The organism is Myxococcales bacterium (assembly GCA_016706225.1).
Lineage (GTDB): Bacteria > Myxococcota_A > Polyangia > Polyangiales > Polyangiaceae > JADJKB01.
On the sequence record JADJKB010000002.1, the window covers coordinates 266,191 to 281,999 of the forward strand.

The window sequence follows — 15,809 nt, forward strand, 5'->3', positions numbered from 1 at the left end:
GGAGCGACCGGGGCTGACAGCGGCGGAACCTCGATGGTACTTAGCCGGCCATGAGCGAGTCATGGACTCTGGTCACGGGCGCTTCCGGCTTCGTGGGGTCGCGCCTGGTGCGGGCGCTCGTCGAGCGCGGTGAGCACGTCAAGGCGTTCGTCCGAGCCGGCTCGAGCCTGCGTCAGCTCGCGGATCTGCCGGCAGACCGCCTGCGCTTGGCCTTCGGCGACATCACCGTCGAGCACACGGTGTATCGAGCGCTCGCGAGTTGTGATCGCATGTATCACGTCGCGAGCAACTTCAAGATGTGGGATCCGGATCCGCAAGCGATCTTGAAGCCTGCGATCGAGGGCACACGCGCGACGCTCGAAGCTGCGCGCCGGCGGGGCCTCGAGAAGATTGTCGTCACGAGCAGCGTCGCGGCGCTCGGCACCACCACCGCCCCCGAGGAGATGGACGAGACGCACGAGTTCAACCTCCAGGATCCGGAGACCTACGTGCTCTCGAAGTTCGAGGCGGAGCGAGTTGCGCTCGAGGCCGCGGACAATGGCATGCCCGTCGTCGTGGTACGCCCGGCGGGTATTTACGGACCGGGCGACTGGAAGCCCACGCCGACCGGCGCGAGCGTGGTCAACTACCTGAAGACGCCGCCCTTCATCAGCATTCCGGTCACGGAGGGCGGCATCAGCGTCGTCGACGTGGACGACGTCGTCGAGGGTCACATCGGTGCGATGGAATCCGGCGAGATCGGCGAGGCGTACAACCTGGGCGGAGAGAGCATGACGTATCGCCAGCTCATCGATGAGCTGGCGGAGATCACCGGGCTCGCGCTGCCAGGCATGACCTTGAGCGCCGGCACCATCGGGCTCGTGGGCTCGCTGATGGAGCTCAAGGCCAGTCTTTTCGGCGGAGAACCCCAGGTGACGCGCAGGCTCGCCCGGGACTACGCCGTCGCCTACGCCTGGGTGACCAGCGAAAAAGCGGCCGCGGCCTTCGGTTACAAGTCTCGCCCTGCGAGCCAGACGCTGTCGCGGTCCGTGCGCTGGTATCTGGAGCACGGTTACGTTCCGGAGAACGCGGCGCGCCGCGTGCGCCTGGAGTTCCGCACCACGTGAGTGGTGGGCCGGCGGAGGTCTCGCTCGGTTCGCGCTTCGGGTACGGGCTTCTGGTCGCCACGTCGCTCGGCGGCGCGGCAGTGGTACCGGCCGCGCTTCGAGTCGCGACGAATGGCCCAAGCTTGCCGGTTGCGTGGCTTGCGCTGTGGGGCGGTGCGGCGCTGACCCTCGCTCCCGTGGCGGCGTCCCTGCGAATCGCGCGACCGTTCTCGACGCTCGCATGGAGCGTACCGCTCGGCATCGTGTTCTCACTCGCGCCGCTCGCGATGTTCGCGCGCGTCCTGAAGACGGCGACGCATCACCGTCCGCTCGGCGCGGTCACCTTCGCCGTCATCGCCCTGATGCTCGTGCTGGGTGCCATCGCGGTCGCCGCGCGGCTGCTCGCGTGGGCCGAAAAGCGAAAGGGCACCGCGCTCGGGCGCGCACCGCAGCTCGCGGGAATCATCGGCGGCGTGCTCACCTTGCCGTTCCTGCCCTCGCTGCTCGCGTCGGGACTGCGGGCATCGGTCCTCGATGCGGGCTTGGGCCTGGTGACCGTCGCGGTGGGTGCCAGCGTCGCGGTTCACTCGGGGCTCGCGCAGCGCGCGTGGCTCCTCGGTCTGCTGGTCTGGAGTGCCGCCGTGGTGCTGGGGCTCGGGCTCGGCATGGGGGCAGCGGAGACGCGGGCTGTGCTCGCAGATCGGGCGCCCTTGCTGCTCGGGTTAGCAGGGTTGTTGCGCCCGTGAGCGCGCGTTCCCGCGTGCCCGACCGGTAGTTGGCGCGTTGACGAAGGGGGACTCGGCCCTTACCTTCAATCGACCATGGGCGCCTTGCGCGTCGGACGCTTCTTCTTTCGCCGGTTCGCGCTGCTCGTGCTCGTGCTTTTTGCCGTCGTGAGCGGCGGGAGTGCGGTCGCCCAGACCGAGGCTCCGGCCCCGGCAGGCATGCCCGTGCGCATTGGAGTCTCGACGCCTGCGCCGGCGCCGATGGAACCCGAGCGGCCCACGCCCGATCCCGAGACCCACGCGCCCCCGTCGGACGCACCCCGCGGCGACGGCAAGCTGACGATTCCGCCGCCCCCCGCCGGCTTCAATACTCATGACGGTGGCTGGATTCGTTTTGCGTACGAGCCCGGACTCAGAGAGCGTGTGCAGCCGCTCATCACCCAGGCCGATGCGACGCGGGCGGATCTCGTTCGACGTCTGGGTCGACCGGTGCTGGGCAAGGTCACTGTCTACGTCGCCCGCACCCCCGGAGAGATGGCCGAGCTCGCGCCGGAGGGCGCGCCGTTCCCACGTTACGCATCCGGGGTCGCGTATTCGGACATTGGCTTCGTGCTCCTCACGTTGCAGCCCGTCGACGTCAACGCACACCACGACATTGGCGAGGTGTTTCGCCACGAGCTCGCCCACGTCGCGCTGCACGACGCGGTCGGTGGGCGTCCCGTGCCGCGCTGGATGAACGAAGGCCTCGCGGTGTTCATGTCGGGCGAGGGCTCCTTCACTCGCCTGCAAACGCTATGGACGGCCACGGTCGCCAATCAGTTGCTGCCTCTGGAGCACCTGGAGCGGACCTTTCCCACGGACGCCGTGGGGGTGTCGGTGGCTTACGCGGAAGCCGCAGACGTCGTGCGGTTCTTGCTACGTCGGGAGGACCGCGAGCGTTTCATCGCGCTCCTGGAGCGCATCCGCAAGGGCGAGGCCTTCAACGTCGCGCTGAAAGAAGCCTACGGCCTCGATCTGGCGACTCTCGAGTTCGAGTGGCGCGAGGACGTCTCCCGGCGATACACCTTCTGGCCGGCGATCTTCAGCGGTTCGTTCATCTGGGCGGGCGCCATCGGCCTCTTTGCACTGGCCTGGCGGCGGCGTAAGAAGCGCGCCGAGCTCACGCTGGCGCGCTGGGGTCGCGAGGAGGCGCTGGAAGACGAAGTTCGTCGGCGCATGCGCGAGGCCGAAGCACGGCGCGTTCACATTGTGCTGACGCGGGACCCGCGCCCGGAGATCCCACCCATGCGGCCACCGCTGGAAGAAGGCGGCGAGGTGCCGCGCGTCGAGCACGACGGCTCCTGGCACACCCTGCATTGACCTCGCTGATTCGGGCGACCGAATCGACTCAGGGTTTCTTGGCGCGCTGCTCGGCCCAACGGGTCTCGTCGATGACCCGCTCGAAGACTCGACGCACGACGTCGGGCGACAGCGGGGCCTGCGCGCGCTGACACAGCCGCAGGAAGATGCCGCGTTCCCGCTCGGGGTCGTAGATCGGGATGCCGCGCTCGCTCTTCAAGACGCCGACCCGGAGCGCAACCCGGATGCGCTCCGCCAGGAGCTCCAGAATGCGCTCGTCGATGCGATCGATCTCGTCTCGGAGGTCGGAGAGTGTGGGCTCGTCGCTCACTGGGTCGAGCATACCGCGGCCCGGGGGTCTCCGTCACTTCACCGAAGTCGGACAGCCCGCAACGACCTGCACTTGCAGCACGTCGCCGCTCTTCAGCTTGTCACAGGCGGCGCCGTGTAGCTCGACGGTCGTGTCGTTGGTCCAGCTCCAGCCGTCCAGTGGATCTTGCAGGACCAGACTGGTGTCGAGATACACATTGACCAGCTTCTTGTCGGGCGGCGCGGAGCCGAGGTCCACCGTGCACGTAATGGCCACCTTGATCCCGATCTCTTTGAGCGCGGACGTCAGCTGCTCTTCGTCCGTGACCGGATAATACGAGGGCGGCGTGGACTTCGCGGTGCCGCCGGCGACCGCGGCCTCTTCGAGCACACTCTGGTAGACCTCACTCCCGGGCATGCCGATGACGTAGGTGAGAATACCGGCATCGAACAGATCGGTCACGATCTTCACCGTCGCCTGCCGGTCCACACATAGCTGCTGCCCGTCCTGCACCAGCTTGGGATCACAACAGTTGAGCGGTGCGACGCAGGGCGTGCCGTTGAGGTTTGCCCCTTCGATGTTCGCCATGCAGTCCTCGGGGCCGCACTGCGCTGAGGAGTTGCAATTGGGAGCGCCATCGGTGGCGAGCACCACGAAGGTCTTGCCGGGGAGCGCGGCCAGTGTCGGCGCGAGGACCGCAAGCGACGCCGACGTGGGTGTCCCGCCGTTCGGCTGGAAGCCTCCCAGCACCGCCAGGAGTTTCTTGAGGGTGGGGCCGTCGAGTCCCTGGGCCGCGTACGTGGGCGGGTCGCCGTCGGTCGTCGGGAAGATCTCTTTGCCCGGGTTGCACCCCTCGACGACTCCGCCGGGAGTCGGGAAGATCGCGGCGCCGTAGCGCAGGCGATGACCAATGACACGCAGCAGCTTGCCGATTGCGATGCGGGCGTTGACGTATTTGTTGAACGGGCTCTTGGGCAGTGGATCACCCATGCTGCCGGAGCGGTCCACGACGAAGTAGACGTTGGGTCTCTCGGTCAGGACGGGGATCACCGTGTTGCCGCAGAGCCCGCCCGCGTCTGGTGACGGGGGGCCGTCGACGAGACCGGTATCCACGGAGCTCGAGCCGCCGGTGGAGCCGCTGTCCTCCGGCGGAGTGGTGTAGGGCTTGGCGTGACCGCCCGGTCCACAGGCGTCGGAAAACGCGGCGATCGCCCACAGAAGCGCAGCTGTTGGGAGCAGACGCCGCACGCCGGACAGCATAGCAGGTTGATGGGGCGCGCCACGGAAGCGCGGCGGGCGCCTCCGCGTTATCGTCGCGCCGTTGCCGCGTTCGCGCCTCTTCGAGCTCCTCACCGCCATTCTCGCGATCTTTTCGTGCTTGGCGTTCCTGGCACGCGTCGTGGACGTGGGTCTCCGGTCGCCCCCATCGGCCGTCGAAGCCCCGCCGCCTCCCGCCGAGGTCGAGGAGCGTGACGCTTCTCTGGCGCTCAGCGTGAAGGCGGCAGGTGCGGTCGCGGGCGCCGAGGTGCGTGTGTTCTGGGAGCGTGACCAGCGCTATTACCTCGCCGGAAGTGGGCGCACGGACGACGCGGGCGTGACGACGATCTCCGGTCTGCCGAGGGGTGCGGCGTGGATCATCGTGGACGCATCCGGTTTCGCCCGGGCTTCGACCCGCCTCGTGCTCGACGGTGGCACTCGCACTGCCGAGGTCGTGCTGTCGTCGGCCAACGCTCTGCGGGTCACGGTCAGCGACGAGGAGGGAGCGTCGATCCCACGCGCAACCGTGCTCGTCACCTCGGGTGACCCGCTGCCCTTCGGGGCACTGACCAGCTCGACTGGCGTCGCGAGCTTCACGCGTCTGCCCGTCTCGCCGTGGACGGTGAAGGGCTCCGCGCCGGGGTACGAGTCGGTGACCCAGTCGGGGGTCACGGGCGACGTGACGCTCGCGCTGCGGCGCCTCGGATCCCTCGAGGTCAGCGTGCGGAACCCCGATGGCTCGGCCGCAGCGGGCGCGCGCGTCGAGATCTCCGGCGCGACGCTCTGGCCCGCGCGCGTGGCCGAGACGGACGCCGCCGGCGTCACGCGCATCTCGGGCCTGGTCGCCGGTCACTTCGATCTGCGTGCAACGAAGGGCGAGCTCGTGAGTGACACATTCTTCGGCTTCGAGCTCGAGCGGGGCGCGCAGAAGAAGGTCGTGCTCGAGCTGGGTCCCGGCCGCATGATCACGGTGTCGGTGACAGATGACGATCCTGATCATCCAGCGTCGGTGCGCGACGCCGACGTGGTCCTTGCCGAGGGAGGGATCTCGTCGTTCCCGATCCGAGGACGTACTGGTGCCGACGGCACGCTGACACTCGGGCCCATCTCGAAGGGAGCCGCCTCGGTCTCGGCAAGCGCCGAGGGTTTTGTCACGCGCCCGGCCATCGCGGTGCCCGAGGTGCTCGCGGGTCCGCTCCAGATCGCGCTCTTGCGCGGTGCAACGTTGGAAGGGGAGGTCGTCGATTCGAAGGGCACACCGGTGGACGGCGCTTCGATCGAGATCATCGGGATCGATCTCTTTGGTCTGCCCGTCGCGGACACACCCTCCTTGATGGCGTTCCGCCGCTCGCACTTCGAATGGGCCCTGCCGGGGCCGCGTCCGCTCATTCCCGCGGGAGAGCTCGGCGTCATGCCCGGGCCCATCCCGCCCATCCCTCGTGCGGGCGCCGCGCCGGCGGACGCGCCGAGCAATGACACTCCAGCCCCTCCGACCGAGCCCTGGGTCACGCGCTTCGATGGCACCTTCAAGGCTCATCCCGTGACCCCCGGTCGGGTGCGCGCGCTCGTGCGGCATCCCGCCTACGTCGAGGGCATCAGCGACCCTGTCGCGCTGACGCCCGGTGGCACTGGCAAGGTCAAGGTCGTGCTGCTCTCCGGCGGTGCCATCGAAGGTCGGGTCGTCGATGCGGTGGGGCGCGGAGTCTCGGGCGCGCGCGTCGATCTCACGGCAGTGCGGGGCACTCTGGAGCGCACCACGCTCACGGCAAGCGACGGCAGTTTTGCTTTTGCAGCGGCACCCGAAGAGGTCACGCTCTCGGTGGCGCGCCCGGAAGACCCGACGAAGTTGGTGCTCAAGAAGACGATCGAGATCCCCGAAGGCGGCAAGGCGAGGGTCACCCTCACGTTGCCGGCGCCGCGTGACGCGCTCGTGGTGTCCGTGAAAGACGACGCGGGGCACGCGCTGGAAGGTGCGCAGGTTGCGGTGCTCTCCCTCGACCCGGACGCGCCGCTTCGGCAGACCGGTTTCACTTCGGCTGAAGGTCAGGTCAGCGTCGCGGACGTGCGCGGACTCGAGCTTCGCGTCGTGGTCGAGGCGCCGGGTTTTGGCGTGGCCGTGCGGCACGTCGAACACGCGGGGGAAAAGCTGGAGGTCGCGCTGAGCCGTGGCGTGCTCGTCGAGGGGCGAGTCACCAGTGTGCGCGGGCGGCGCTCAGTCGAAGGCGCGAGTGTCACGCTGATCTCCGAGGGGCGACGCTTCGCGGCGATCACGGACAAGGAGGGGCACTACCGCGTGCGCGACGTTGCCGCCGCGCCGCTGCACATCGTGGTCGCCCATCCGGATTTCTCTGCGGCCGAGGCGAACGTCACGGTCAAGGACACGGGGCGCGCGGATCGCGCGTTCGAGCTGCCCACGGTCGACCTGGTCGAAGGCGGAAGCATCACGGGCGAAGTGCTCGACCCAGTGGGTAAACCCGTGCGCGGAGCCCGGGTCGGCATCGGAGTGGTGCCCGCCTATCTTCCCGCCGGCACCCTGCCGAGCGGCATGGCGATCACGGACGCCAAGGGACGTTTTTCACTGACTGGCGTGCAACCCGGCAAGCTGGACGTCGAGGCTTACGCGCCGGACGTCGGCCGCGGTTTCGTGCGCGCCGTATTGGTTCAGTCCGGGCGCGAGACCACCGGCATCACCCTGCGCCTGACCCATGCCGCCGGCGACGACGACCCGACGGTGAGCGGGAGTGTTGCCGTCACGCTCGGTGAGCGCGGTGACGGCGACGAGCTCGACGTCGTGATCGTACACGTCGCCGATGGCAGCGAGGCGGAGCGCTCGGGGCTCGCCGGTGGGGACGTGTTGCTGAGCGTGGACGGTCGCGACGTGGTCGACATGCGCGACGCTCGCACCCGGATGAGCGGGCCCATCAACAGTGACGTGGTGATCGAGATCGACCGCGCCGGAAAGACGACCAAGCTCCGAATCAGCCGGGAACAGGTGCGCCGCTGAGCGCCGCTACTTGAGCTTGGCGCTGAACTCGAGCTCGATCGGGGCTTCTTTGGCCACCTTCTGCCCGAGGTCCGACAGCGTCTTCTGGGCCAGCTTGCCGAACAACTCACGCGGCTTGACGTCGTGCTCCTCGAGCCCGACCACGACCGGCGCGAGTGTCTTGATGCTCACGCTGACGGCCTTGTCTCCTTCGTACTTGAAGACGGCCTCGATCTTGGCCGTCTTCCGCACCTTGCGCTGATGCAAGCGGAACTCGCCCTCGACCGTTGCGGTGAGCTTGCGCTCGGCGCCAGTCAACTTGCTCAGGTCGGTGGCGGAGGCGTCCGCGACCTTGTCGATCTTGAACTCCACCCAGCGATTCAGCTCGCGCTGGTCTGCCGGTGCGTCGGACGCGATCTCGAGCCACGCGCGGGCGTGTTCGTTCTGCTTTTCGCTCTTCGTTCGTTCACCGAACTCGCCGTTCTCGTCCGCGCGTTTCTGCTGGTAGAGGGTCAACTTGTCGAGGTCGATCTGGATCAACGCCGTGGTCTTCGTGATGTCCGTCGGGTCGACGAAGATCTGGCCTTTGGTCGAGTCGGCGGCTTCACCGGAGATCTTCTCGACCGGTGCGTTCATCAAGAACGACACCTTGCTGCCCGAGCCCTGGATCTCGAAAGCGATCGCCTTGTCACTCTTCGCCGCGGCGGGTGCCAGGGCAGTGGAGCTCGGAGCAAGCCCCGGAGCTGGTTTGTTGTCACAACCCGACAGCGCGAGACCGAGCGAGACGCTGAACAGAGAAACGGTGCTGATGAGTCGCATGACCCTCCTATCGAGTGTTTGTAGTACGGCGCGCGCCAGCATCAGTTTCAAGCGGCGCCAACCCGCCATTTTTCCAGGGAAAATCTGGGCGAGCTCACGGGGCCAGCAGCGCGGCCCCGCGGCCGGGTAGCGAAATCGAGAGTTTGCCGGCGTTCACCGTCACGCTTGCTCCGCCGAGCCGATCCGTCAGCAGCGTGCCGTTCGACAGCGGCAACGTCAGCGGCAGGCTGACCTCGGTGGTGGTTGGATTTGCGTCGCGTGACAGGGCAACGATGGCGACCTTGCCGTCCTTCGTCTCTCGCGCGTACGCCAAGACGGTCTCGGTTGCGTACAGGCTGCGATAGGCTCCGCGCCGCAGCGCGACCAACTCCTTGCGGGCTGTCCCCAGCTTGCGCACGCGATCGAGCACGCCGCTCTCGTTCGCCGAGAGCGTGCCGTCGCCGCGCCAGAAGGTGCGGTTGCCCGGATCGGCTCCGCCCCATTCGCCGTACTCGTCGCCGTAGTAGAGCAGCGGGGCGCCCGGCAGACCCAGGAGCCAGGACAGGGCGAGCGCGTGGCGGGCGTACGGCTCGGCGTCGGGCGGAGGACCGGCCACGTCGTTCCACTGATTGCCGGGGATGCCTTTGTCGTAGCCGGGTTGACCGCGGTAGGTCGCGAGTGTGACGAAGCGCGACGAGTCGTGGCTGCCGATGAAGGGTGTCATCACGGATCCGGCGGGATACTGGATCTGGCTCTGCTCCACCCAGTAATTGGCGTGCAAGAAGCCCTTCTCGTCGTAGGCAAACACCCGGTACGGGACGCCATGATAGAGCACGAAGTCGAACTGCCCATCCAGCGCGTACGGCCCAATGTACTGACTGATGGTGCCGTACTGCCCGATGTTGCAGTCGATGCCGCAGTCGCTCCAGCCCATCGCGGTCTCGCCCATCAAGAAGTACGGTGTCCCCCCTGGCTCCATCTCTTCCTTGATGCGGGTCGAGAGGTTGCGGATCGCCAGATCTTCGACGTGTTTGACCGCGTCCACCCGCAGCCCGTCCAGATCCAGCTCGTCCAGCCACCAGATGGCGTCGCCCACGAACTGCTCGGCGGCTTCGGGCACGGTCCAGTTCACGTCGGGTAGATAGGGCGTGAACAAACACTCCAGGCGTTTGGCGGTCCAGTCGCAGTCCGTCGTGCCGCAGACACAGCCGGTGCGAAACCAGTCCGGGTGTTGTTGGTAGTATTCGTGATCTTGGTGCACGTGGTTCGCCACGTAGTCCATCAGCACGCGGATGCCGTGGTTGTGCGCCTCCTGCACCATGGCCTCCAGGGCCTTCTTGCCGCCAATGCGCGCGTCGACCTCCCGCGCCTTGATCGGCCAGTAGCCGTGGTAGCCGGTCACCATGTGGTAGTTGTCGGAGGCGAGGTAGGCGCCGGCGGGGTTCTGCTGGAACGGCGTCAGCCACAGCGCTCGCACGCCGAGTTTATCCAGGGTTCCATCGGCGATCTTCTGGCGCACACCCTCCAGATCGCCGCCCTGGAAATCACCGCGTGGGTCCTGAACACCGCTCGTCTTCGGGGCGTCGTTGGTCTTGTCCCCGTTCTTGAAGCGGTCCGTCATGATCATGTAGATGAGCGCGTCGGACCACTCGAAGCGCTCGGCCTCGATCCAGAACACCAGCCGTAGCGGCTCGGAGAGTTTGCCGGCCGTGTCCGCGAACTGCAGGCTCAGCGAGTATTTCCCATCCGTCAGGCCGCTGAGTGACACCGAGAGGTTTGCCCCGGCGGCGCTCACCTGCTTCTTCACGTCGTCGCTGACGCCGTGGTGTCTGAGGGTCGCCTTCACGCTCGCAACATCGAGTGGCTTGGCGGACAGCCCTTCGATGAACGCGAGCTTGGCGGCGTAGGTTCCTGCGCCGGCGCTCGGTCGAGTCGTCGTGCTGGTCTCCACTTTTGCGCTGGGCAAGCTGCAGTCCCGCACTCGCACCGCGGAGTTCTCGGTGCCATCCACGTATTTGCGGTAACCCTGGCCCGCGTCGAGCACCCAGTCTTTCCCGTTGAGGATCAGCTTGTAACCCCAGAGTCCGGGCGCCAGAGCCACGCTGCCGGTGAACGCGCCGCTTGCGTCCGGTCCGCTGAGCTTGGTGGCCTTGGTTTGGTCGAAGCCCGTCCACTGTCCCGCAACCTCGACACTGGTGACCGCGACGCCAGCCTCGGGTTTGAAGTGGAACTCCGCCTTGCAGAGAATGTTGCTGGTGCTGCCACCGCTGCCGCCGCTGCCACCGCTGCCACCGGTTGTGTTCGTGCCGCCGCTGCCACCGCCACCGCCGGCGCCGCCGAACGCAGGTTTCTGTTCCGCAGCGTCGTCGGCGCAGCTCGCCGTACCCAACAGTGCCAGCGCTGCGAGGGTGAGTCCGAGCCCGAGGTACGTGAATCGCCGCATGCCTTCGGGAACGAGCCTAGCTCGAAACCCGAGGTGGGGTCAGGGTGACCGGCGTCGGATGCGCCGGAGGGCGAGTGCTCCGAGCCCGAGAAAGAGCATGCAAACCGCGCTCTCGCTGGTGCGGGCCGCTCTGCAGCCACAACCCGCGTCGTCCTCGGAGCCGTTGCTGGTCTTGCCGCCCGTTCCACCCGTCGCGCCGCCACCACCTGCGCTGCCGCTGCTGCCCGCAGCTCCACCCGAACTCGCCCCGCCGCTGCCGCCACTGCCGCCCGTCTCCAGCGCGTACTGTCCGCAGGGCATCGGCTTTGCACCCGCCATGCGATTGAGCAGCGCCAAGGTGTAAGCGCCGGCGCCGAAGCCGACCATGGGCATCTCGCCTTTGTAGTCCGCGGTAGCGGCGTCGTGCAGCTCGGAGATCAGGCCGAAGTTCTCGGTGCCTTGATTCGTGACCCAGCCGAGAGCGTCGGCGGTGTCTGCGTGCCCCGCCAGGCGCATGACATCGACCGTGCGCAGATCGACGAACACCCACTCCTGGCTGTCGTACCAGCCGCCGTCATCGTTGCGCATGAAACCACGCCCGCTCGCCGGCACGAGCTTGGCTTGCATCGCGGCCAGCGTGGCGGTCGCAGCCTTGCCCTTCGGATCGATCAAGCCGAAGCCCACGGCCTCGATGGCTGCGGCGTCCAGAAATCCCGTGCCGGCCGCCAGGTCTTCGCTGCTCTGCGCGAGGGTGCCGTCGGGCGCCGAGAGCTGGCTGATGAGCGCCGCCTGCGCTTTTTTTCCCGCGCTCAGGTACGCGCTCGCGCGGGTCGAGTCCCCGACCAGCTCTGCGAGCTTCGCGGCCGAGCAGAGGCCGTTGGCCGCGGTGAGGGTCGTGTACGCAAAGTGCTTCTGTTGACCGTTCCAGTGCACTTCCCAGATCGAGGAGTCCGCCGCGATGAGCCCGCTCGGCTCCTGGAGCTTAACCAGGACGTCGCCGACCTTCTCACTCACCGTCGGCCACCAGGCCTTCAAGCTGGTCTCGTCCTTGGTCGCGGCCACGTATTCCGCAAGCTCCCACAGGAACAGACCGAAGCCGTCGTATTCGATGTTGGGGCCGTTCTCGTTTTCGTCCGTCTCTTCGACTCCGTCACCGAAGTAGCGCGTGATCGAGATCTGATACGGCTGGCCCACGAAGTTCTGATACTTGCCCGAGTCCGCGCCGAGCTGAAACTCGATCGCACGCTTGGCTTCGCTCGTGTGTCCGCCCTTTGCTAGTGCTGCGGTCGCGTACGCCATGTCGCGCACCCACGAGATGTTCCAGTTGCCCGGCGGCAAGCTCGCCAGGATCTGCCCTTCACCCTTGCCGGGCTCGCGCACCTGACCCATGCGCAAGATCGCCTGCTGCTGTTCGTAGAGTGAGGATTCGAGAGCGCTGAGCCCGCTCGGTTTGTTCGTGTGCCAGCTCGCCCACGCCGCCTTCTCTGCCGCGAGGACTTGATCTGGGGTTTTGCTGCCCAGCCACTGTTTCACCGCATCGATGCGGGGCGCCGCGTTGTTCGCGGCGTCGAGCACGACAAACGTGCCCGCCCAGGCGGTGCTCCCGAGTGCGAGATTTCCGAGGCTGAACTGCAGCCCCGCCGCGGCGTCATCGAACGTGCCGCCCGTTCCGGCGTTGTCGCTCAGGTTCTGACCCGCGGTCAGCGCCGAAAAGGGATTGTCCGGGCTCGCGCTGTGGTGGGCCGCCGTTCCGATGCCGCCGTACCCGAGGGTCAGACCACTCGGCCCCCACTCCAGGAAGGCTGCGCGGGTGGCGTCCCAGGAAATCGTCTCTTGGCCCGCGCCAGGCTCGGGCGCACCCGCGCCGAGGTGAAAGTTGAACAATTGGTACACGTCCACGCTGCCCGAGCCGCTGACGCGCTTGGCGCTCACCAGCGAGACGAACGCGTGCTCCGGTAGATCGATGGGACAGAACAGATACTCGTCGAGCTCGAGCCCGGACGTCACGCGAGAGACATGAATGATGCCGGTGCCGAGCTCGTAGGCGACGTTCGTCGGCACCACGTTCGTCAGCCACGTTCCGGCGCTACCGACCCGAACGCCCGGGTACACGTCGAAGGCCACGTCGCGGGTGGTCGCGCCGTCGCTCTTCTGTCGATACGGGTGCTCCAGGAAGCTGGTGACGCGCCCCTGTGCGATGTCGTAGCCGAGCACCGCCCGCCCGTTCGAGGAGACCAGCTCGTTGGCCGAGCGGTGAGGCTGCACCTTTGGCGGCCCGGCATCGGCGGCATGAACGCCGGGCGCCGTGCAAAGACCCAGCGCGAGCCCGAGCCAGCGGTGCGAGATCCTCACCCTCCGACCGTAGCGCGCTTTTCCTGCGAGCCAACCGGCATCGACAAAATGAAACCGCCGGCGGGGGTCCGCCGGCGGTTGTCACAATCGGTCAGATCTGGATCAAAGACCGCACTCGGTCGCGCACTTGGCCTTCGCACAAGTCGCAACCGCGCCGAAAACGGCGACGCCGGTCGGGTTGTCGTTGAGGCACTTCTCGGTGCAGGGGTCGTCGGTGCAAGCCGCAACGCAGGTGAGCAGCGTCTTGCAGTTGGTGTCGGCTTCGCAAGCCGCAACTTCGCTTGCGCATTGCGTGCCGGTGCAGGTCTCGCAATCCGCTCCCGTGCCGCCAGCCGCGCCGCCGGTTGCCATGCCCGCGCTGCCGCCGGACGCCATGCCGGCGCTGCCGCCGGTTGCGCCACCACCGGTACCACCGGTGCTGCCGCCGCCCGTGCCGCCGCCGCCCGCGCCCGCGCCCGCCGCGCCACCGGTGCCGCTCGAGTCGTCCGAAGAGGTACAAGCTGCCATCGCAGCCAGACCGGCCATCAATCCAAGGATCATCAAGTTCTTCATGTGTGTTTCTCGCTCGCAGGAAGCTCGCCTGCCGACCCCGTGAAAATAGAGATCTGCCCGCGGCCTATCCGCAGGGGGTAGCTCGACAGCTCGATTCGGTCAAGCAAATGCCGGAGTAACCACCCGCAAGTGCTCGGAATCTCGGGCTCTGCGCGGCGTGCCCGGTGGGCACACTCACTCGAGGAACGCGAGCTTGTCCTCGGGTTCTTCGCGCTTGCCCGGGGAGAACACGAAGACCAGCGGGATCAAGCTGATCGCGAATCCCAGGAGACCAACGATTTTGGCGAGCGTGACGAGTCCGGGCTCCATGACGGCGCGATTCATACTCGGCTTGCCCGCGGGCGCAAGAGAGACGCGTCTCCGCCGCGACCGGGATGTGATATCCGCGGCCGAGATGAAACACGGGGTGTGCATTTCCGTGGTGGTGTTCGGGGTGCTCGGTCTCTCCCGCCCGCTGGCGGCCCAGCCGGGTGCGGTGCCGCCGGATCCCAACCCGCCCCCGGGCGTGGGGCCCGCGCCGAGCGAACCCCAGGAGCCGCTTCCGGAGCCCGACGAGCTGCCGAAACCCAAGCCCGCCGCCGAACCCGCCCCTCCCGAGGACGAAGACAATCACCCGATTCCGAAGGGCAAGGTCCCCGTCATGATGGGCCCGGTGAGCGCGTCGGCCCCCAAGCTGACCTATCCGCGCTCGTCGTTCTCGTTCGGGTCCTACGGCCGTGTGGTCGTCGCGAGTGACGGTCGCGGCGGTGAAGGGCGCAACGCGGACGTCGTGGCCTATGGCTCACGCATCGACGAAAGCACGTACGCGGAGCTCGAGCTGCGGCGTGACGACGACTGGAAGAAGGAGCTGTCGTCGCGCATCGTGACGACGCTCGCCATCGGTGGCCCGCTCTTTCATTACGACGGCAAGTTCGAGGCGAAGCTCGCGGTTCGCAACCTGTACCTCGAAGAGCGGGGGATCGGCGACAAGGGCCTGAGCGTGTGGGCAGGCTCGCGCATGTACCGCGGCGACGACATCTACCTCTTGGACTTCTGGCCGCTGGACAACCTGAACACCGTTGGCGGCGGGGTGCGCTTCGACACCCGGGACGGCAAGAGCTTCGTGGCCTGGCACGTCGGCATGAATCGCGCAGACGATCCCTTCCAGTACCAAGTCGAAAAGCGAGCTGCCCCGCAGAACCAGCCGGGCACCAACGACGTCGCCATCCTCGATCGCCCGCGGCTGATCAGCAGCCTCAAGGCCTCGCACATCGTGCCCATGTTCGACGACAAAGGTGGGCTCAAGGCGGTGCTCTACGGTGAGGTCCACCGGTTGCCCTCCGGCGAGCGGGAAGATCAACCAGGCCGCCTGAAGAGTGTGCCCGGCGATAGCGGTACGTTGATCGGTGGGCAAGTCGGCCTCTTCACCGGCGAGCACGACACCTTCGTGAACCTGTTCTTCCGCCACGGTCGCGGGCTCGCGGCCTACGGCGAGCTGGCGACCCCCGAAGGCACCAGCCCCGAGCGCACCGTCGAGGGCGCGACGGAGACGCTGATTGGCCTGTCCGGCAACTGGGAGAGCAACCCCTTTGCCGTGGTGGTCGGCGGGTACTTCCGCTCGTTCCGCGAGCCCACGCCGGAGACCTTCAACTACCACAACGTGGACGAGGGCATCTTCGTCGTGCGCCCCCACGTCTTCCTCGGTGACAACGCGGGCGTGGCCGTCGAAGGGTCGTATCAAGCGCAGCAGCGGGGCGTGCTGAACATTGCCACCAATGCGCCGGTGCACGCCAAACTCTGGCGCTTCGGCATCATCCCCTACCTCTCGCCGGCGGGCGCCGGGGTGTTCAAACGCCCGGTGCTGCGGGCCATCATCGCCTTCACGCAGCGCAACGACGACGCGCGTTCGCTGTATTCCTACGACGACACGTTCGCGCGGCGGAAGACCGAGCAGTTCTTCGGCATTGGTGCCGAGTGGTGGTTCAACTCTTCGAGTTACGGGCAGTGA

General features: G+C 67.3%; 11 protein-coding genes. 5 read left to right on the top strand and 6 right to left on the bottom strand.

The annotated features are described in order from the left end of the window. Positions 1-50: 50 nt before the first annotated feature. The 3 genes from IPI67_01330 (at position 51) to IPI67_01340 (ending at position 3,169) form a co-directional block, all read left to right on the top strand. Complete coding sequence (locus IPI67_01330) at positions 51-1,106, top strand: NAD-dependent epimerase/dehydratase family protein (protein ID MBK7578821.1); 1,056 nt, start codon at positions 51-53, stop codon at positions 1,104-1,106. Further along, positions 1,103-1,831, top strand: coding sequence for a hypothetical protein (locus IPI67_01335; protein MBK7578822.1), 729 nt, complete (start codon positions 1,103-1,105; stop codon positions 1,829-1,831). Before IPI67_01330 ends, IPI67_01335 begins: the two co-directional genes overlap by 4 nt. Before the next feature lie 75 nt (positions 1,832-1,906). Next, positions 1,907-3,169, top strand: coding sequence for a hypothetical protein (locus IPI67_01340; protein MBK7578823.1), 1,263 nt, complete (start codon positions 1,907-1,909; stop codon positions 3,167-3,169). A gap of 28 nt (positions 3,170-3,197) precedes the next feature. Here IPI67_01340 and IPI67_01345 read toward each other — a convergent pair whose 3' ends face one another. Both IPI67_01345 and IPI67_01350 read right to left on the bottom strand, forming a co-directional pair. Next, complete coding sequence (locus tag IPI67_01345; GenBank protein MBK7578824.1) at positions 3,198-3,479, bottom strand: chorismate mutase; 282 nt, start codon at positions 3,477-3,479, stop codon at positions 3,198-3,200. 33 nt (positions 3,480-3,512) lie between these two features. Then, positions 3,513-4,706 carry a VWA domain-containing protein gene (locus tag IPI67_01350; GenBank protein MBK7578825.1) on the bottom strand — a complete coding sequence of 398 codons (1,194 nt, stop codon included), beginning with the start codon at positions 4,704-4,706 and terminating at the stop codon, positions 3,513-3,515. A gap of 73 nt (positions 4,707-4,779) precedes the next feature. Here IPI67_01350 and IPI67_01355 point away from each other — a divergent pair, with 73 nt between their 5' ends. Continuing rightward, positions 4,780-7,719 carry a carboxypeptidase regulatory-like domain-containing protein gene (locus tag IPI67_01355; protein ID MBK7578826.1) on the top strand — a complete coding sequence of 980 codons (2,940 nt, stop codon included), beginning with the start codon at positions 4,780-4,782 and terminating at the stop codon, positions 7,717-7,719. 6 nt (positions 7,720-7,725) lie between these two features. Here IPI67_01355 and IPI67_01360 read toward each other — a convergent pair whose 3' ends face one another. From IPI67_01360 to IPI67_01375, 4 genes are all read right to left on the bottom strand, one after another. Further along, positions 7,726-8,517 (bottom strand): hypothetical protein, encoded by a 792-nt coding sequence (locus tag IPI67_01360; protein MBK7578827.1) that lies wholly within the window; start codon positions 8,515-8,517, stop codon positions 7,726-7,728. Between the two features lie 94 nt (positions 8,518-8,611). After that, positions 8,612-10,939, bottom strand: coding sequence for a glycosyl hydrolase (locus tag IPI67_01365; GenBank protein MBK7578828.1), 2,328 nt, complete (start codon positions 10,937-10,939; stop codon positions 8,612-8,614). A gap of 39 nt (positions 10,940-10,978) precedes the next feature. Further along, on the bottom strand, positions 10,979-13,270 hold the full coding sequence (locus IPI67_01370; GenBank protein MBK7578829.1) for a hypothetical protein: 2,292 nt from the start codon (positions 13,268-13,270) through the stop codon (positions 10,979-10,981). A 102-nt stretch (positions 13,271-13,372) separates the two neighbouring features. After that, positions 13,373-13,822: a hypothetical protein gene (locus IPI67_01375; GenBank protein MBK7578830.1), complete on the bottom strand. Its 450-nt coding sequence runs from the start codon at positions 13,820-13,822 to the stop codon at positions 13,373-13,375. A 394-nt stretch (positions 13,823-14,216) separates the two neighbouring features. On the opposite strand from IPI67_01375, the gene IPI67_01380 reads away from it, so the two are divergent. After that, positions 14,217-15,809, top strand: coding sequence for a carbohydrate porin (locus IPI67_01380; GenBank protein ID MBK7578831.1), 1,593 nt, complete (start codon positions 14,217-14,219; stop codon positions 15,807-15,809).